General features: G+C 32.8%; 28 protein-coding genes. 8 read left to right on the top strand and 20 right to left on the bottom strand.

The features are described from left to right. The first annotated feature begins 2 nt into the window (after positions 1-2). The gene (locus OLM53_RS00975) at positions 3-551 is read left to right on the top strand and encodes a hypothetical protein (protein ID WP_264521188.1); all 549 of its coding nucleotides are present in this window, start codon (positions 3-5) and stop codon (positions 549-551) included. Here the strand turns inward: OLM53_RS00975 and OLM53_RS00970 are convergent. From OLM53_RS00970 to OLM53_RS00880, 19 genes are all read right to left on the bottom strand, one after another. Further along, positions 548-727 carry a hypothetical protein gene (locus OLM53_RS00970; RefSeq protein WP_264521187.1) on the bottom strand — a complete coding sequence of 60 codons (180 nt, stop codon included), beginning with the start codon at positions 725-727 and terminating at the stop codon, positions 548-550. The two genes, OLM53_RS00975 and OLM53_RS00970, sit on opposite strands and share 4 nt — an antisense overlap. An 82-nt stretch (positions 728-809) precedes the next feature. Continuing rightward, entirely contained in the window at positions 810-1,073 is a 264-nt protein-coding gene (locus OLM53_RS00965) for a hypothetical protein (protein ID WP_264521186.1), read from the bottom strand. 34 nt (positions 1,074-1,107) lie between these two features. Continuing rightward, positions 1,108-1,260 (bottom strand): hypothetical protein, encoded by a 153-nt coding sequence (locus OLM53_RS00960; protein ID WP_264521185.1) that lies wholly within the window; start codon positions 1,258-1,260, stop codon positions 1,108-1,110. A gap of 1 nt (position 1,261) precedes the next feature. After that, positions 1,262-1,993: a hypothetical protein gene (locus OLM53_RS00955; RefSeq protein ID WP_264521184.1), complete on the bottom strand. Its 732-nt coding sequence runs from the start codon at positions 1,991-1,993 to the stop codon at positions 1,262-1,264. Between the two features lie 17 nt (positions 1,994-2,010). After that, on the bottom strand, positions 2,011-2,448 hold the full coding sequence (locus OLM53_RS00950) for a hypothetical protein (protein ID WP_264521183.1): 438 nt from the start codon (positions 2,446-2,448) through the stop codon (positions 2,011-2,013). Further along, positions 2,433-2,753 carry a DUF4406 domain-containing protein gene (locus OLM53_RS00945; protein WP_264521182.1) on the bottom strand — a complete coding sequence of 107 codons (321 nt, stop codon included), beginning with the start codon at positions 2,751-2,753 and terminating at the stop codon, positions 2,433-2,435. The genes OLM53_RS00950 and OLM53_RS00945 overlap by 16 nt, the downstream gene beginning before the upstream one ends. Then, on the bottom strand, positions 2,750-3,088 hold the full coding sequence (locus OLM53_RS00940) for a hypothetical protein (protein WP_264521181.1): 339 nt from the start codon (positions 3,086-3,088) through the stop codon (positions 2,750-2,752). Before OLM53_RS00940 ends, OLM53_RS00945 begins: the two co-directional genes overlap by 4 nt. After that, a complete protein-coding gene (locus OLM53_RS00935) occupies positions 3,085-3,354 on the bottom strand; it encodes a hypothetical protein (protein WP_264521180.1) in 270 nt (89 codons plus the stop codon). The genes OLM53_RS00940 and OLM53_RS00935 overlap by 4 nt, the downstream gene beginning before the upstream one ends. Then, positions 3,351-3,713 (bottom strand): hypothetical protein, encoded by a 363-nt coding sequence (locus OLM53_RS00930; protein WP_264521179.1) that lies wholly within the window; start codon positions 3,711-3,713, stop codon positions 3,351-3,353. Before OLM53_RS00930 ends, OLM53_RS00935 begins: the two co-directional genes overlap by 4 nt. Next, positions 3,713-4,051 (bottom strand): hypothetical protein, encoded by a 339-nt coding sequence (locus tag OLM53_RS00925; protein ID WP_264521178.1) that lies wholly within the window; start codon positions 4,049-4,051, stop codon positions 3,713-3,715. The genes OLM53_RS00930 and OLM53_RS00925 overlap by 1 nt, the downstream gene beginning before the upstream one ends. Positions 4,052-4,175: 124 nt before the next feature. Then, positions 4,176-4,367, bottom strand: coding sequence for a hypothetical protein (locus OLM53_RS00920; protein ID WP_264521177.1), 192 nt, complete (start codon positions 4,365-4,367; stop codon positions 4,176-4,178). 86 nt (positions 4,368-4,453) lie between these two features. Next, entirely contained in the window at positions 4,454-5,086 is a 633-nt protein-coding gene (locus OLM53_RS00915; RefSeq protein WP_264521176.1) for a DUF3164 family protein, read from the bottom strand. Between the two features lie 7 nt (positions 5,087-5,093). Next, positions 5,094-5,432, bottom strand: coding sequence for a hypothetical protein (locus tag OLM53_RS00910; protein WP_264521175.1), 339 nt, complete (start codon positions 5,430-5,432; stop codon positions 5,094-5,096). Beyond that, a complete protein-coding gene (locus OLM53_RS00905) occupies positions 5,422-5,802 on the bottom strand; it encodes a hypothetical protein (RefSeq protein ID WP_264521174.1) in 381 nt (126 codons plus the stop codon). Before OLM53_RS00905 ends, OLM53_RS00910 begins: the two co-directional genes overlap by 11 nt. 11 nt (positions 5,803-5,813) lie before the next feature. After that, on the bottom strand, positions 5,814-6,449 hold the full coding sequence (locus tag OLM53_RS00900; RefSeq protein ID WP_264521173.1) for a hypothetical protein: 636 nt from the start codon (positions 6,447-6,449) through the stop codon (positions 5,814-5,816). Further along, positions 6,433-6,894, bottom strand: a complete 462-nt coding sequence (locus OLM53_RS00895) for a hypothetical protein (RefSeq protein ID WP_264521172.1) — start codon at positions 6,892-6,894, stop codon at positions 6,433-6,435. Before OLM53_RS00895 ends, OLM53_RS00900 begins: the two co-directional genes overlap by 17 nt. Further along, positions 6,894-7,745, bottom strand: coding sequence for an ATP-binding protein (locus tag OLM53_RS00890; protein ID WP_264521171.1), 852 nt, complete (start codon positions 7,743-7,745; stop codon positions 6,894-6,896). The genes OLM53_RS00895 and OLM53_RS00890 overlap by 1 nt, the downstream gene beginning before the upstream one ends. Before the next feature lie 35 nt (positions 7,746-7,780). After that, the gene (locus OLM53_RS00885; RefSeq protein WP_264521170.1) at positions 7,781-9,727 is read right to left on the bottom strand and encodes a transposase family protein; all 1,947 of its coding nucleotides are present in this window, start codon (positions 9,725-9,727) and stop codon (positions 7,781-7,783) included. Beyond that, complete coding sequence (locus OLM53_RS00880; protein ID WP_264521169.1) at positions 9,727-9,930, bottom strand: hypothetical protein; 204 nt, start codon at positions 9,928-9,930, stop codon at positions 9,727-9,729. The genes OLM53_RS00885 and OLM53_RS00880 overlap by 1 nt, the downstream gene beginning before the upstream one ends. A gap of 99 nt (positions 9,931-10,029) precedes the next feature. Here OLM53_RS00880 and OLM53_RS00875 point away from each other — a divergent pair, with 99 nt between their 5' ends. From OLM53_RS00875 to OLM53_RS00865, 3 genes are all read left to right on the top strand, one after another. Beyond that, the gene (locus OLM53_RS00875) at positions 10,030-10,842 is read left to right on the top strand and encodes a helix-turn-helix domain containing protein (protein ID WP_264521168.1); all 813 of its coding nucleotides are present in this window, start codon (positions 10,030-10,032) and stop codon (positions 10,840-10,842) included. A gap of 637 nt (positions 10,843-11,479) precedes the next feature. After that, positions 11,480-11,863 carry a hypothetical protein gene (locus OLM53_RS00870; protein WP_264521167.1) on the top strand — a complete coding sequence of 128 codons (384 nt, stop codon included), beginning with the start codon at positions 11,480-11,482 and terminating at the stop codon, positions 11,861-11,863. A 193-nt stretch (positions 11,864-12,056) separates the two neighbouring features. Continuing rightward, positions 12,057-12,443: a hypothetical protein gene (locus OLM53_RS00865; protein ID WP_264521166.1), complete on the top strand. Its 387-nt coding sequence runs from the start codon at positions 12,057-12,059 to the stop codon at positions 12,441-12,443. A 107-nt stretch (positions 12,444-12,550) separates the two neighbouring features. Here the strand turns inward: OLM53_RS00865 and OLM53_RS00860 are convergent, their stop codons facing one another. Further along, positions 12,551-13,042 (bottom strand): thermonuclease family protein, encoded by a 492-nt coding sequence (locus OLM53_RS00860; RefSeq protein ID WP_264521165.1) that lies wholly within the window; start codon positions 13,040-13,042, stop codon positions 12,551-12,553. A 97-nt stretch (positions 13,043-13,139) separates the two neighbouring features. Here OLM53_RS00860 and OLM53_RS00855 point away from each other — a divergent pair, with 97 nt between their 5' ends. From OLM53_RS00855 to OLM53_RS00840, 4 genes are all read left to right on the top strand, one after another. Further along, a complete protein-coding gene (locus OLM53_RS00855) occupies positions 13,140-13,943 on the top strand; it encodes a hypothetical protein (RefSeq protein WP_264521164.1) in 804 nt (267 codons plus the stop codon). A gap of 68 nt (positions 13,944-14,011) precedes the next feature. After that, positions 14,012-14,464 (top strand): DUF5675 family protein, encoded by a 453-nt coding sequence (locus OLM53_RS00850; protein WP_264521163.1) that lies wholly within the window; start codon positions 14,012-14,014, stop codon positions 14,462-14,464. Positions 14,465-14,476: 12 nt separating this feature from the next. Beyond that, a complete protein-coding gene (locus OLM53_RS00845; protein ID WP_264521162.1) occupies positions 14,477-14,740 on the top strand; it encodes a hypothetical protein in 264 nt (87 codons plus the stop codon). After that, positions 14,730-14,960, top strand: a complete 231-nt coding sequence (locus OLM53_RS00840) for a hypothetical protein (RefSeq protein WP_264521161.1) — start codon at positions 14,730-14,732, stop codon at positions 14,958-14,960. Before OLM53_RS00845 ends, OLM53_RS00840 begins: the two co-directional genes overlap by 11 nt. Positions 14,961-15,078: the final 118 nt, after the last annotated feature.

Raw genomic sequence — 15,078 nt, 5'->3', positions numbered from 1 at the left:
ATATGAAAAATTTAAAAAACGTTTACCTAGAACACGAGCAAAGAATTACAGTAAATATGTCAAATATTAAAACAGTTGACCTTTGGAGTGAGCAAGTTTCATTTATGGCTGAAGAGCATCCTTTTTCATCTCCTGCAGTTTTCTTTGCTTATAGAGTTCTTAGTGCTGAAAACCTTTCAGAAAAGCTGCAGCAGTTGCGAATGCAATGTGATATCTATTTATTTTATGAAACCTTTGCTGATACCAATAGAAAAGCCAAAAACCAACAAAAAGCACTTAATTTTCTTGATGACTTAGCTACTATAAATGCTTGTTTTCATTGCTCAAATGGAAAGTATTTTAGCGAAATGAGTAGAACTGGTTTTGATCCTGTAGAAACTGGTGGAGCTGGTATGCTTTATGTACAAAGATTTCAATTCACTATGCTTGATGATAGCGCTCAAATTTTATATAAAAACTTGAAGTTTGAAAACATGGAAGTAGCAGTTGAAAAAGCAGTCATTGCTCCAGGAGAAAATAAGGCAAAGCTTTTTGATGAAATTAATACCTAACGGTAAATATAGTTTTCAACTGTTTTAGGACGCATTAAAAACTTATCAGCTGTAGCAGCTGTACAATATGCGATAGTGTATTTTTTAACTCCAAATTCTAAAACAGAATTGAGTTTATTGAAGTAAGCAGTTACTTCTCTGATTTTTCTCTCGTGAAGTTCAGCATCTCTACCCATATTAGCAAAAGTAGAAAAGATTATTGAATAAAAAAACCCACTTTTTAGAGTGGGTTTTTTATAATAAACATTGAATTAATTATTACTTATCTCCATCCCAACATACTTTTATGCTTGCATGATTAGACAAGTTATAATAGTACATGTAAGTCGATTGAGTAACAATGTGATTTTGATTGTTACTTGTACTAGGGCCATAAGATAATGAATATTGTGTTGAGCCGTCTGGATTTACTCCAGTCACATAACTAAAAACTGTAATGGCGCATGGTTCTGCAGGAACACTGTCGCTTTTTGAGCAACTAATAACAGTTACTGCTACTAAAATGAATAGTAATTTTTTCATAATTTATTGTTTTAAAGTTGTTAAAAATAAGTATTTAATTTATTGCTTCAACAATATCTATTGAGAAGTAATAAATAGTTGTTATAATTAATAATGAGACCAAAAAGCCTACCATTATACCTCTTGCAAAAGCTTCCCAAAAGGTTGCTTTCATTAATTCCTGTGCTGCTCTCTGTTCTGGTGTCATATTATTCATTTTCTATAATTTCAATTACTATTTTTTGCCATCTTTCTTGAAGACCTGTTTGTAGCTTCCATTTTTCTAATCCAATTGTTCTAGCTATAATTATTTGATCTTCTATATTAATTCTATTTATTCTCTTTAATACTAATTCTTGAGATAAAGATGACATTGATTTAAAAGCTTCTGTTTGTTCTATTTTCATAGGTATTTGTTTTATTGGTTGTATTTTATTAGTTATAATTAATTCAAAAATCTCCTCTTTAGTTTGTCCTGGTTCAATGATATATTTTTCATTTTTAAACATCACAAAACCTTTTAATAATTTTGCTTTTTTATTTGGATTTGGAGGACCATAACTTCCGTTTTGTCTATTTCTTTCCCTTATATTATATAAGTCTTGTAGTGTTCTTTTTAATTTTAATTGACTTAGTTTTTTATCAATATGTTTTGTAGTCCATCCCTTTTTTTTTGGATATTTACTATTGAAATATTTAACTATTTCTTTATTGCCTATACTTTTGAAATTACTTTTTAAATACTGTATAGCTTCAACTGGCCAAAACTCTAATTCAATTTTTTTTAGCCCAAGTTCATACGCTTTTATTCTGACTCTTGTAGGCTTTAAACCAAGATTATCCGCAATTTTTTTATTTGTCATGATTTTAAAGTTATCTTCGATGAATTTGATATCATCATCTGAAAAATCAATTTTTCCATATTTACCAACTACAGCCATTAATTTTTTTTGCTTTTTTAATACTCATCATTAAATCGTTTTTGATTAATCCAGGTCACTAAGTGGGCTTTTGCTTCTCTACTTTTAGTTAAATGTTTGAAGTAAGCTGGTAGTGCTAAGAAGCATTTTACTTTTTCTGCAGGTGATAATTTTTTGAATGCTGCTTCCGATGACTGTCTCTTCACTTTTAGTCCGTAAAGCTCCCATAATGAGTCAAAATCAAGGATTGGTTCTGCTTTTACAATTTCAAAGTTTTGTTTTAGCTTTTGTTGCCAAACAATGATATGTTTTTCTTGAAATGGGAATCGGCCATTTAACCAATCTTCTTGCTTTTCAGTTAATTCACTATCCATAAGCTCAAAACTTGCTAATTTGCCATTTAAATGGTATTTAAATACCCAAATAAAGCCGTTTTGTTTGCTCTTTACTGTATATGTTATTAGGGTTGTTTGCATATTTCTAAGTCTTTTATTTCAGTATAGATATCGATATTACATTCAATTGCGTGTTGTAATTCAATTTTTGCACCTCTGCTATCAGTAGAGCATGGCAACATAAAAATAGCATCGCAAAAAGTAAGTTCTAATAGGCAGGTTCTCATGGCGCTTGCCCATCGTTCCCCTGGATTATTAATAAGCTTAACCGGATTGACTACTTCCCAACCTTTAGCTTGTAACTGTAGCTCCATTTTTTCAAATTTGGCTGCGCACTCTTTTGGATCTAATCCTGTAACTTTTCCTGCGATGTATATTTTACTCATGCTAACTGTTGATTTAATTTGCTTTTAATAAAAAGAACTACATTTCTATCGTATTCATTTAGGCTTTGTTCCTCAGCGAATAAAACATACTTTTCTAAGGCATCTGCTTCATAATACTTGAAAGAGAACTTTGAAACTTTTGGTTTTGAGAATATTGTATTTATGCTACTTTCAACCTCCAAATGTTTCTTTTTAACCTTGAGTATCACTTCATCTAATATTGATTTAGTTGTTTTTTCCTCTCTTGATTTTGCATAAACCTGATTAATGAAATTGAAACAATAAACCAGACTATTCAATTGCCTTGCCGTTAGTTGTAACTGTACTTTTTTCATGTTAATTGCAGTTTTAGGATAGTTTGAGTTTCATTCATTTTGCTTTCTAAGACAACTTCATCCATTTCAATCTGGCATGTTATTCTAGCATAGCCTAATTCTCCACATAATTTGTGTTTTTGCCTTAATTCTTTGATTTCTGCCTTCAATTTTAAATCTTGCTCATAGTCATCATTTTGAAGTAAATAATCTAACAGGCGATTGATTTGTTGGGTAATTAGCGATCTGTATTGGGCTACGTCAATGTAATTTCTTTTAATTTTCATCTGCAGTCAGTTTTTGGTTCTGTTAATGGCATTCTGCAATCAAGACATTCCTCGATAGTAATCTCACAAGTAGCGGTTGCATCTAAAACAACCGTAGAACGGTTTGGATGTTTACATTCCTCAGTTATTGAGTAATTTTGAGCTTTAGTGTAAGCAATTTTAGCGCAACACCATTTTTCACACTCATTAACATCTTTACAATCACAAGGATTCTTATTTTTCTTTTTTTTCTTTGGTTTTTTCGAATTGTTTCCAATGTATAAACCTGCAATAAATGTTATCACCATCATAATTAAAAAGATAATAACCATTTTGTCAATTCCTTTTTCTAACTCCTGTAAATCTTTAGTTAAATCCATTACTTAAACTGATATCTAACTACATTTTCAAAGGCGTAGATTACTTTTGATGTTTCAGCAGCTGACATTTCCATCAATGGTTTTGTTACTGGTGATTTTGTTTTTAACCAATGGGCAAAAGTTTCCATATTTCCCACTGTTTTACCGTTTACAAGTTTGGTCCATCCCATTGTATGAAGCATTGAAAGGATATACTTGTGCTGATCACTTTTACTATCAAAAGCTTGCCATCTTTTTGCTTCGCTATCATCTTTAGGCTTTGGCGAAAAGTAGTTATCAGTAGCAGAACCTGTTGAGCATACAACTGGTTTTCTTGGTTGGATTGTTTTTGTACTCATTTTTTGTTTATTTCTAATTCGTTCCAGGAGCAGGAATTGAACCTGCACCGCCCCAATCGGTTACTCCTCTATTCGTTTCCTGGAAATCCAAATCAACCTTAACTAATCTTTATTCTCTTCCTTACTATTCAATGCCACTAAATGCAGGTTGAATGCATTCCGTTCCTGTATTGTTAACTCTACTGTTGCTACCCAGTTTTCGTTGTGATCCTTGTAAATGAGCTTGCCATTCACTTCTATACTTTCTTCGTTTACTGTGTTTATTTTTATGCTCATTTTGATATTGTTTGATTAATATTTTTACTCTGAAATACATAAACCTGAAGGTTTCTTTTAAAAATTGCCTATGATGCAAAGCCATTGTCAATAGTAGAATTGACAAATAATAGTCAAGCGGTCTCATTAGATACTTGATAAATTCAAATCGATGTTTTGATACTCACCTGTTCCATCTTTCATCCAAATACGGAAGTATGTTTTTGAAGCTGGACGACGGATTGCTGATGTAATCAAATCAATAGCTTCTGAGAAAAGAGGATTGTTAACACGTTCTTTGAATTGAGTAAGTTTTAGAACATCTTTTACGTCTAATTGCCCGGAGCGTTGAGTTTCAAATGATTTGATAATCATCTCTTTTATAAATCCGTTTTTAGCATCTATATTGTCCGTTAAGAACTCATCTAATTTTGCTTTTGCTGCAGTTATTGTTAAGTCATCAAATTTGATAGGCTCTGAAACATTAACCTCAATTTTAATAGTACGGTTGAAGTTGAACCAGGTGTAATTTCCTTTATTTGATTTTTTCACATCTTTTGACTGCATAAATGCTTCATAAGCTTCAGCACAAGTATCTTGAATAAGAACTTTGAAATCTCTTAATCTGGAACTAATCGATAATGCTTCTTTTAAAAGTTGAGCTGATTTTTTTTCATGTAATCTTTCAACTTTATTGATACGATTGTATGGTATTGCGGTACCTGATTCATCATACCAAATTGGGTCTTTTCCTGTTTGTGTAATTTTTAAGTTTTTCATTTTTTATCTATAATTTATTAATTCTGCTTTCGTAACTATTTTCATTTATTTCTAAATACCAGTTGTCTGGATAACTTTGAAACTTTGTTCTTTCAATCAATTCACAAGCCCAATCTATTTTCTCCTGGACACGTTCAGGAATTTTATAAACCCTAACTTGCTCTACTTCGATTACATCATTGAAGTAGTTGATGATGTCAAACAAAACTCCTCTTGCCTGATTAATACAGATGCGCTCACCAATCTTGAAAATTTTTGTATGGCTACTATCAAATTGTAATACTGTATAAAGCTTTTGGCGTTCATTTAATACTTTTTCTACTGTTATTGAGGCATCAATTTGCATAAACAAGCGGTGTATTTGTGATTAAGTCTTTAGTAAATTCAGGGGATTGTGGGTCTTCTTTTATCATTTCGAAAAGTGCTTTTGGAAATAGGTTTATTATTCCGGCAACACAACCTTTATAATGATAATTCAGATCTGATTTAGTTTTGATTAAACCAGGAACCATATCTAAAAAGGTTCTTTCTCTACTGGCTAATTCTTTCATATACCATTTGTTTATATTGGCATTAGCGACAAACTGTTGCGTTTTTTTAGGAGACTTGGCAGCATACTTGTAACAATAGTTCCAAAATTGTAGAAATATCATAAGGTCATAGTCCTCAGAACTCATTTGTAAAGTATCTAGTATTTGATTTTTTAGTGTAGTCATGATTTTGATTTTTAATAAATTTCATTCCAATATTTAGCAGCTCTTTCTGGCCATATCACCAACGGTTCACCGCCACCGTTTAACCTTCCATCTGGGAAGAGTTTGAATCCTTCAACCCAAAGCTTTAAATCGACATCAAACATGATATCATCAGCTAGACTTCCTTTGGGTAGTTTTCCTTTTGCTTGACTAATCCAAATAATCCCTTTTCCTTTTGCTAGCATTAACTCTTTTAATTGATAATACTGAGCTTTGTTTATCCTGGTATATTGTACGGAGTCAACAAAAAGGAAATCAGCTGATTTTGGTTTGCTCATTCGGTTAATCAATTCTTCAAAAGGCACCCTATCTAACAGTCGAAAAGTATTCTCGCAACTTTCCATATTATTTCTAATCAAGGCATCTCTTATAGTTGCTGAAACTCCCTGCTCAAGCGAGTCATAATCAACTTTTCCAAAATTTGTTAAATACTTTGCAAGCTTCATAGCTGCTTCAGTCTTTCCGTTACTTGTACCTCCAAAAAGTATTGCTGAGAAAGCTTTGTCTGGAGTTCCTAAAGTGTCTTTCCAAGCTCCTTCAAAACTTAAAGGCTTAAATTTCTTTGTTACAACGTTTGATACTGAATATGCTCTATTGCTTTTTTTCATACTTCTTTTTGGCTGTGTAATAGGCTTTTGTACTTACTTTTTTTCGCTTTAAAAAAACAGTTATAGTTTCGCCTGGTTTGATTTCGGCTTTTAAGTTTTTGAATTCCTGTTCACTAAACTTTGGTTTTGCACCAAAGTTTGGGCTATTGTTATGTGATAAACCAACTCCTTGTTTAGACCAGCATAGGTTAGAATAATGGTTTCCTTTTTCAGGATCAATTCTTTTAGTGATGTAGTCTAAATTTTCACTTACACTATTCCAACATTCGTTTACCAAGCGCATTACTGTGATATTTTTGTACTTTATATTGACTACTTGCATCGGAATGGACTTTCCTTCTCTTTCATAGATTTTAGGCTCCAGCTTTTTACCTAAATAAATAATCTCTGTTCCATCTTCGTTGACTTTTAGTCCTTCAAGTATGGGGTGATATCTAAATTCCATTATGCTGCTCTTTTATTAGCAAAAATCAACCTACGAACTCTTCTTAAGTCACCATCTGAGTCTTTAGCAATAGCTCTTATTGTAGCCGTTTCATCAATTCCGTTGGCTTTACAAACGTTTTCTATATCTAAGTAGCTTGTTTCTTCTAATTCTATGAAACGAAGACCTACGCGGCTGTAAATCTCTCTGTATCCTTTTTTCTCAGCTGCAACACCTCTTCTTATTCTTTTTTCAAGAAAATGCGTTGCCATTAGTATAATTCCACAATGATTTTCAAGCTCATTGTACAGTGTGATAAAGAATAAAAGAACATTATCTGCTAGTTTATCAACTTCATCCATTATGATTAATGGGTTTTCAATTGATTTTAAAAGCTGAACTGTTTTGTACATCATTTCTGGAAGGGTTAAGCCTGCATGGTCCTTACCCATTTTTGAAAGAAGCTCACGAAGAAACCAACGCTTATCCCAATATTCATTGCAGGATAGAAAGAAGACGTTTTTGTTTTCACTTTCGTATTTTTTAGTGGCTTCTGATTTACCGCTACCAGATTTTCCAGTAATTGCCATTACAAGTGAATGCTGTTGACCCTCTGTAAAGAATTTTAATAAATCATTTGAGTTTCTAGTTGTAGCAAAGTTCCAATCACTGGAACCAGCTCCGGTATATGCTCCAACTTTTCTCCACATTTCCTCTGCGATGTTATCCCAGTTGTGGTTTCTCATTTGTGAAAGTGTTGCAGGAGATACGCCAGGCATTTCTGCAGCTAATTTGTTTTGTGATCCTTTGATTGTGATCATGCGCTCTAAGGCTTCTACGATTTGGATTTTGTTTTGGTGTGAAAGTGCCATATTTAAAAGGGGTTTAAATGGTTTTTAATCAGTTTTTAAAATCGGTTATATAATGAATTTGAATCGGTTTGCATTTGTCCTTCTTTTGGTAAATGTCCTTGCAGTTTTATCATTATTTCCTGCTCTTCTATTAAGCTTTCTCTACTTATTCCTGAACGCTCAATCAATCTTTCGTAAGCTTCTTGATCACGTTTAAGTTCTGCATCTCTAACTGCTATATCTTGGAGTAGATTTACTTTAGAATTTTCAACCATAAGTATTGGAATTGACTCATGAGCACGTTTTTTCTGAGCGTATGCTATAAATCTTTTTTCTCCAGAAGGTCTAAGCTCATAAAGTGCTACATACTCATTTAAGTATTCTGGATCATAACGAACTATTAGTTTTTCATTTACCCATTTTCTACGGAAGTCTAAATCAACCTGACCATTTTCATTGTATACTTCATACAAGTAGTCTTTACCTTCAACAGTCAACGGTAATCCGTGAGCATAGTATTTCTTTTCCTTAGTTTCGTCAATCCAGAACAATGAAAGTTGGTCCATGATATCGATCTCTTCACGATGCTCAGTTTCTTGCTCAAACATTTCATTTCTACTGAATTCCATGCTTTCAGTTGAACGACTATTCCACTGATTAACTAAAGCCTGGAATATATTATTGAATTCATCAACCGTTGGAAGAGCTTCTTTGTACTCAACTATGAAATCGGTGTTAGGACGGTTAGTTGCTTTTCTTACTTTGATACCTTGCTTATCAGAAAACCACATTTTAGAAATTACCTGTTGTTGTAGTCTGTTAAATATCTGCTCAGCTGGCGATGATTTACGGCCAACCTTATGACTGTAGTGCGCTCCACCTTTAGCAGGCAATCTATCGTACAGATTTTGCATTTTACCTGATGTATGACCTGATTGTTTATCATAAGTAAATAAGAAAGGTCTGCAACCAGCTTCACTAACGGCTCTTTTAATAGCTCTAAAGTGCGATGCATGGTTTTCTGTGTATGCAATATCCCATCCAATGATTTTTTCACTGTAAACGTCAAAAACAACATTGATTTTTAATTCTGCAGCCATTTTTAATTTATTGTTTGCATAGTGAACTAGGTCTAACTTGGTTCCATCAATTGCCCACCATGCATTAGGGAACCATTCAGAGCGTTTACGTGTTACTGTATGACCAAATGTTTTCATATATTCATCCTTGCCATCACGAGCTAAAACCCAAATACGTTTTTGCTCTGTTTTATCAAGCCATTCTCCTATACCTCTTTCCGTTAATGATTTCCATCCTTTAGCTTCACGAACTGACTCATAAAGGCGATGTACTTCGGAAATTGTGTACTTGATTGGTAAGCAGTATTGTGATAAAATGAAATCGGCAACATCATCAACTATCTTAGTTGAATTTGTATTTAACCATTTGCCTGAAACGATTGAGGAGTAACCTTCCTCTTGATATTTTTTGAAAGCACGTTTAAAAGAAACTACATTTTTGTAGCGAGTATGCATCCAGGTCTCTGGTAGATTTTGAATAGCTGTTAGCATTCGACTCCACATTTCTTTTTTACCGCCAAATCTCTTTTGAACAACTACATTTACTGCAATGTGATTTACAGTATTGAACATTATAGCTTGATGAGTGTACTCTTGCTGTTTTTCTTCTGGCAGGGGCTCTCTATTTTCAAGAAGGTATGTTTTGAAATAGGTTTCAGCTTCATGGTCCCATGTCATATAGTCTGCAAAAATTATCTTTTTTGCTGATGCGTAAGGATCACCAACTTTATCACAGATCAACTTTTTAAAACGATCTGGAATTGACTCAAAAGCTACTAACGCTTTTCTTCCATTACCTCCAATAGTCAATTTTCTGATTTGACCAGTTGAGCAAAGCTTTTTATAATTGCCTTCGCTCAGGATATCATTTTCCCAAAGCCAGCTCGAAGCTATACATAGTATATTTTGCTGATAGGTAAACATTACGCCTCAGTTTTATTTTCAGATTTATACTTATCGATAAAGTCCTGTCTATTTTCCTGAATTGCTATCATTGCATCCAAAGCATCTTGATCCTCTCTGAGAAATCTCATTCTTGCAGCAGCTATTGTAGGAGCGCCCAATATTTTCTGTAATAAATTGTAATCTCCGTACTGAATATTCTTTTTTATTTGTTCAAATGTCATAACAACTGAATTTTTTTTTTAACTTTGTTTAAATGTTATCACAAAAATATAAACTTTTTTTATATAACGATAAAAAATATAAACTTTTTTTCGATTAAAATGCAAGAGACTGTTATTCATAGAATTAAGAAAGTATGCAAGTGGCTTATTTTTAGTGAGCATGCTGATAATGATAGAGAATTAGCTGAGTTGCTTGGGTATTCTAAGTCTTCATTCTCCCAAATTTTAAATGAAAAAGTTCCTTTATCAGATAGATTTATTGATAAACTATGTGGTCTTGACAATAATATAAACAAAGTTTGGGTAAAAACTGGAGATGGTGATTTCTTGAAAGAGAATAACGTTACAGTAAGTGTGGCTAATGAAACAACTACTACATATTCAATAATTAATGATGAAATAAAAATTTTTGATAATGATCAGGAACCTGAAGTACTGATAAATTCACATGGCAACAAATTTTTAATCTATCCGGATGGTGTAATTAAGATTGAGGTATTAAAGGTTCCTTTTAAGGCTTATGCCTCTTATGTAGAAAACTATTTTGATGAAGTCAAGTTAAAGGAGGACTTTTCCACGATTACTTTTAGGGTTGATCATATTGGTAGAGGGAACTATCTAGCATTTGAAAGCGTTGGTGATTCAATGTGGAATGAAGGAGGATATGATACTCCATCTGGAGCAGATCTATTAGGTCGTGAAATTTCAAAAGCCAACTGGAAGGATGGATTTCATAAAACAAAGTACGGATTTGTGATTATTAGTAAAACTGGAATGTTTCACAAAGACATAAACAAAATAGATAATAATGGATGTCTAATTCTTACTTCCAGAAATCCATTAACAAAGCCTTTTAGCTACCCTTTAAATGATATTACTCAAATATTTCACGTTATAAAACGCTCATTTTAAGGTAAACTTTCTGATTTTCAAAAACTTATATTTACTTTTCATAAAGTTTTTTTTGGAATTATCCCCTACATTATAATCAATTATTTTGCTTTTTATCTACATTTTAATGTATTATCATAATACATTCAATAATATTTATATAAAATTTAGTAACCCCAACTGTAACCCCAACTGTAACTGCAAATAGTAAATATCATTTTATTACTTAGAATAAAAATGATTCTAAAAAAGGCATAAAAAAACCGTTTAAACATTAATTAAACGGTTCATAATATCTATTTAAAGCCTTATTTTACTAATATAATGGATGTTTTTACTCATTAGCTACCTTTCAATGTAGGTAATACTATTTAAAGCCTTTAAAAGCTTTGTTCTAATGTAGGTAAAATGGAAGTTAATGTACTTTTCGTTATAGTATTTATTTTAGACCTTTTTAGTCTAAAGTGTTGAATTTATTGACCTTTTTAGACCTTTTTATAATTGTTGTTTGTTACTTTTGGTTTTTCCCCCCTTACGTTTGCGTTTCGCAAGAATTTTTATCTTTAACAGAAAATAAAAAGTTCCGAAGTTCGCACTAGTTTAGTAGCGGCAGAATGTTACCAGCAAGCATAAACAAGAAACGCTTAGAAAATTAAATATGGTTGAACAACTAATTAAAGATTATGCTCATTTTCACGATGCAATTATTCTCAACTTTGAGCATAAAACTGATATTGAGGCTGATAATGTTTATGAATCAAGGATACAGCAAGTAATTTTAGAGCTCAGTTGTTATAGGTCTTTTGCGAATTTTGAAAAAGACACAATTAGAATAAGATTCATAGACGTTGAAGATTTTAGATATATTAAGCGTGATGACATGGTAACAAGTTTGTTCATAGGAAAAGAAAACGAATTTTATGTCATTGATTTTGATCCAATTTTAACTACCGACAAATCTGGAGATTGGGTTAGAAAAAAAAATCCTGATTCTGTTTTACAAGTTAAATTCAAAGAATTATTTTATGAAGTTATCAAATAAAAATGCCAGTAGTCGTTTCTCTCAATTCCTTCGGCAGTCGCTTCCCTCGTGTGAGAATTTTGTGGTAGCTTCACGTTTACGTTTCGGAAGAATTTTAATCTTTAACAGGAAATAAACGTTTCCGAAGTTCGCAACTGAGAGAAGTGGCGGAACGTTGCCAGCCTTTTTACATGTACAAAAGAAACATTTGTCAATGAAAAAATACAGCCTAAATACAGAACTTAGTAGTTTTAATACTTTTAATCTTTACATAATCACATTTATTATTTTCATGTGTTTTGTATATACTATATACATAAAATATATTTTTGGAATTGTAATGTGGTTTTTAGTTTTGACATTACTTTATCTGGGTGCTTTTAGAAAGGTTTTAAAATACAAAAGCATCGAATTCGATTCAGAAAATATATATTTTGACGGGAAAATTATTTCTTTAAAAAAAATTATAATGATTGATGATGGAAGAATCTATTATCAAGAAAATGGTGAAAATAAAGAGGTAATATTTAGATACAATCATTTTGAAAATAATATAGAAATCCTAAGAGAGTTTTACAGAGAAAGTAGATATAATAAATAAAAAAATTGCTTATAACAGCCGTTTAGTCTTAATACGCTTGTAAAGTACTTATTTTATTGACACTCACAAGATTTTAAAATCCATTAGTACAACATAAGTACAACAAATCAGAACTTTTCTACACTACTGTAAAGCCCTACTCCATCAAGCTGCGCTTGGCGGTTCATTGCTTGGTATTCTGCTAATCTTCCGCAGTAATATTGATGGGTTGCTTTTGCATACCCATTGATCAAAAGTAAATCATTCAAACATTCACCATTAGGCAAAATCACATATCCTAATTGCCTGTTCCAATAGTCATAATAGTTATCCTGTTCTGTAATGATAGTTACAGTCGTTTTAGGCGGTGCAACAGACAAAACGAAGTGCAAGGATTGCAAACCAAATTGAAGCAGTAATTGAGCCGGTAAATGGCTTTTCTCTTCATCTTCTATCATCTTCCTATTTAGTTTTACTTCTGGTGCATCTAAGCCATAAAGTCGGATTTCTTTTTGCAATTGAGAGAAACGATTGCTAATGATGATGCTATCACCATCAAGGACTTCTTCAATTTGCCAATGGGTTTCCACTATAAACGGTGCTTTTGCATTGTATTGCATTGATTTTCAATGTTTTAAGTTGTTGATAATCAAAGATAATGATTGAAATTTGTCTTATGAATTTTATCTATTTATTAATCCATTAAATCTTAAAAAAATGGCAAGACAGAAAGGCAATTTAAAGTATGTTGGAACTCTAGGCGATGTTCGACACTTTAAAATTAAAGGACAAGAAGGCTACTTTGCAGGTATGGTAGGCGGACCAACTGGTGACCAAGTTTTAACTGCACCAGAATTTGAGAGAACACGTGAGAACATGAACGAATTTGGCGCTTGTGCCAAAGCCGGGAAGTCTGTTCGAACTGGTTTATCTCAAGTAATGAAACAAATGGCGGACAGCCAAGTAACTGGAAGATTAACTTCTATTATGAAGAAAATCAACCTTGAAGACCAAACCGAAGCGAGAGGTTACAGAAAAATCGAAATCACTACCCAACGTAGTTACTTGAAAGGTTTCGAGTTTGACAAAAACACTTCTTTCAATGGCATTTTCAATGCTCCTTACACATTGGAACATGCGGTTGATAGAGCAAGCGGTGATTTCACTGTTGCTGCTTTCAATCCAGCGAATTTAGTAAATGCTCCTTCAGGTGCTACTCACTTCCGCTTGATTACTTCACTTTCAGTTGTGAGTGATTTTGAATACAACGCTACCACAAACAGTTATGATCCTATGGATGCTGACTTGAATGAGGTAAACGATATTCAATACAGCGGGTTCTTAGACTTGTTCGCTCCGATTCCTTTGACAACCATTACTGCAACATTACCAGGTGGAGCTCTTCCAACTGTTAACACAACAGTTTTGCAATGTATCGGAATTGAGTTCTACCAACAAGTTGGAGTTAATTACTACTTGTTTGCAAGTGGCAACTGCTTGAAAGTTGAGGACGCTTTTTAGAAAAAAATCCAAAAAATCCCTCATCAAAAGTGAGGGATTTTTTATTTAACATCAAATCTATTAATCCAATGGAAAGCAAAATAATAAGAGTCGCACAAGGAAAGAATAGCACTTTGAGCCAATTGTATATCAATGGGGTTTTTCATTGTTATCTGTTAGAGGATAAAATCAGAGAAGTGAAATTGGCGAATGAAACTGCCATCCCTACCGGAACTTTTCAATTAAGGTTAAACACCTGGGGTGCTAAAAATGTGGATTACAAAAAAGCTTTTGGAAAGCTTCATGAAGGAATGATTGAAATTATTGGTTTACCAAATTTCAATTTTGTGTATATCCACACTGGAAACACTATTAAAGAAACTGCCGGATGTCCGCTTTGCGGTTTCGGGTTTCAGTTTACTGAAGGCGAGTTTCAAGTTGCTCAAAGTATTGCAGCTTACAAAATGATTTATCCAAAATTGCTTTCGTTGGCCAAAAGCACTTCAAATAAAATCATCATAGAAAACAATTTTCAATTTTAAAATCAGAACGCAATGGAAAACATCAATAATATAACAGTGCTTTTTGGCTCTTTAATTAGTGTCTTGCTATCGGTTGTGGCTTATTTTATCAAGCAATTACACACTGATTTTAAACGGATGGAGAAAGATTTGGTGGAAGTGAAAACAATGGCTTTAATCATTAAAACCGAATTCAAAAGCGGTAATGATTTGCTAAACCAGAAAGTGGAATATCTAGAAAAAAGAGTAAGTAACATCGAATTAATAATTCTAAAAAATCACGACAATGAAAAATAAAAATATGAATGTCTTGGATAGAGCTTTGGCTCCAACTCCAAAATGGTTTAAAATTCTTCGCAGTGTTGGCATTGCTTTGGCTTCTGTTGGCGGAGCTATCATAGCTTCTCCAGTTGCCTTGCCTGTTGGCTTGGTTTCAGCAGCTGGATATTTGGTACTTGGAGGAAGTGTCATAAGTGTAGTTTCTCAAACTGCTGTAAAAACGGAAGAAGAAATGTAGTATATAAAAAAACCAAACCCCTTTAAATTTTAAATTAAAGGGGTTTACTAGATATACGGTTTTCTTAATATGAATTGTAATACAACGTTTTACCTTTTCTTCCTGATGATGGTGGTCC

This window comes from Flavobacterium sp. N1994, from assembly GCF_025947145.1.
In the GTDB taxonomy this organism is placed as follows: domain Bacteria; phylum Bacteroidota; class Bacteroidia; order Flavobacteriales; family Flavobacteriaceae; genus Flavobacterium.
This window is presented reverse-complemented; position numbering and strand designations above follow the sequence as displayed.

Coding starts and splice junctions, on each gene's coding strand:
- OLM53_RS00975 (WP_264521188.1), top strand. CDS start 3: ATGAAAAATTTAAAAAACGTTTACCTAGAACACGAGCAAAGAATTACA.
- OLM53_RS00970 (WP_264521187.1), bottom strand. CDS start 727: ATGGGTAGAGATGCTGAACTTCACGAGAGAAAAATCAGAGAAGTAACT.
- OLM53_RS00965 (WP_264521186.1), bottom strand. CDS start 1,073: ATGAAAAAATTACTATTCATTTTAGTAGCAGTAACTGTTATTAGTTGC.
- OLM53_RS00960 (WP_264521185.1), bottom strand. CDS start 1,260: ATGACACCAGAACAGAGAGCAGCACAGGAATTAATGAAAGCAACCTTT.
- OLM53_RS00955 (WP_264521184.1), bottom strand. CDS start 1,993: ATGGCTGTAGTTGGTAAATATGGAAAAATTGATTTTTCAGATGATGAT.
- OLM53_RS00950 (WP_264521183.1), bottom strand. CDS start 2,448: ATGCAAACAACCCTAATAACATATACAGTAAAGAGCAAACAAAACGGC.
- OLM53_RS00945 (WP_264521182.1), bottom strand. CDS start 2,753: ATGAGTAAAATATACATCGCAGGAAAAGTTACAGGATTAGATCCAAAA.
- OLM53_RS00940 (WP_264521181.1), bottom strand. CDS start 3,088: ATGAAAAAAGTACAGTTACAACTAACGGCAAGGCAATTGAATAGTCTG.
- OLM53_RS00935 (WP_264521180.1), bottom strand. CDS start 3,354: ATGAAAATTAAAAGAAATTACATTGACGTAGCCCAATACAGATCGCTA.
- OLM53_RS00930 (WP_264521179.1), bottom strand. CDS start 3,713: ATGGATTTAACTAAAGATTTACAGGAGTTAGAAAAAGGAATTGACAAA.
- OLM53_RS00925 (WP_264521178.1), bottom strand. CDS start 4,051: ATGAGTACAAAAACAATCCAACCAAGAAAACCAGTTGTATGCTCAACA.
- OLM53_RS00920 (WP_264521177.1), bottom strand. CDS start 4,367: ATGTATTTCAGAGTAAAAATATTAATCAAACAATATCAAAATGAGCAT.
- OLM53_RS00915 (WP_264521176.1), bottom strand. CDS start 5,086: ATGAAAAACTTAAAAATTACACAAACAGGAAAAGACCCAATTTGGTAT.
- OLM53_RS00910 (WP_264521175.1), bottom strand. CDS start 5,432: ATGCAAATTGATGCCTCAATAACAGTAGAAAAAGTATTAAATGAACGC.
- OLM53_RS00905 (WP_264521174.1), bottom strand. CDS start 5,802: ATGACTACACTAAAAAATCAAATACTAGATACTTTACAAATGAGTTCT.
- OLM53_RS00900 (WP_264521173.1), bottom strand. CDS start 6,449: ATGAAAAAAAGCAATAGAGCATATTCAGTATCAAACGTTGTAACAAAG.
- OLM53_RS00895 (WP_264521172.1), bottom strand. CDS start 6,894: ATGGAATTTAGATATCACCCCATACTTGAAGGACTAAAAGTCAACGAA.
- OLM53_RS00890 (WP_264521171.1), bottom strand. CDS start 7,745: ATGGCACTTTCACACCAAAACAAAATCCAAATCGTAGAAGCCTTAGAG.
- OLM53_RS00885 (WP_264521170.1), bottom strand. CDS start 9,727: ATGTTTACCTATCAGCAAAATATACTATGTATAGCTTCGAGCTGGCTT.
- OLM53_RS00880 (WP_264521169.1), bottom strand. CDS start 9,930: ATGACATTTGAACAAATAAAAAAGAATATTCAGTACGGAGATTACAAT.
- OLM53_RS00875 (WP_264521168.1), top strand. CDS start 10,030: ATGCAAGAGACTGTTATTCATAGAATTAAGAAAGTATGCAAGTGGCTT.
- OLM53_RS00870 (WP_264521167.1), top strand. CDS start 11,480: ATGGTTGAACAACTAATTAAAGATTATGCTCATTTTCACGATGCAATT.
- OLM53_RS00865 (WP_264521166.1), top strand. CDS start 12,057: ATGAAAAAATACAGCCTAAATACAGAACTTAGTAGTTTTAATACTTTT.
- OLM53_RS00860 (WP_264521165.1), bottom strand. CDS start 13,042: ATGCAATACAATGCAAAAGCACCGTTTATAGTGGAAACCCATTGGCAA.
- OLM53_RS00855 (WP_264521164.1), top strand. CDS start 13,140: ATGGCAAGACAGAAAGGCAATTTAAAGTATGTTGGAACTCTAGGCGAT.
- OLM53_RS00850 (WP_264521163.1), top strand. CDS start 14,012: ATGGAAAGCAAAATAATAAGAGTCGCACAAGGAAAGAATAGCACTTTG.
- OLM53_RS00845 (WP_264521162.1), top strand. CDS start 14,477: ATGGAAAACATCAATAATATAACAGTGCTTTTTGGCTCTTTAATTAGT.
- OLM53_RS00840 (WP_264521161.1), top strand. CDS start 14,730: ATGAAAAATAAAAATATGAATGTCTTGGATAGAGCTTTGGCTCCAACT.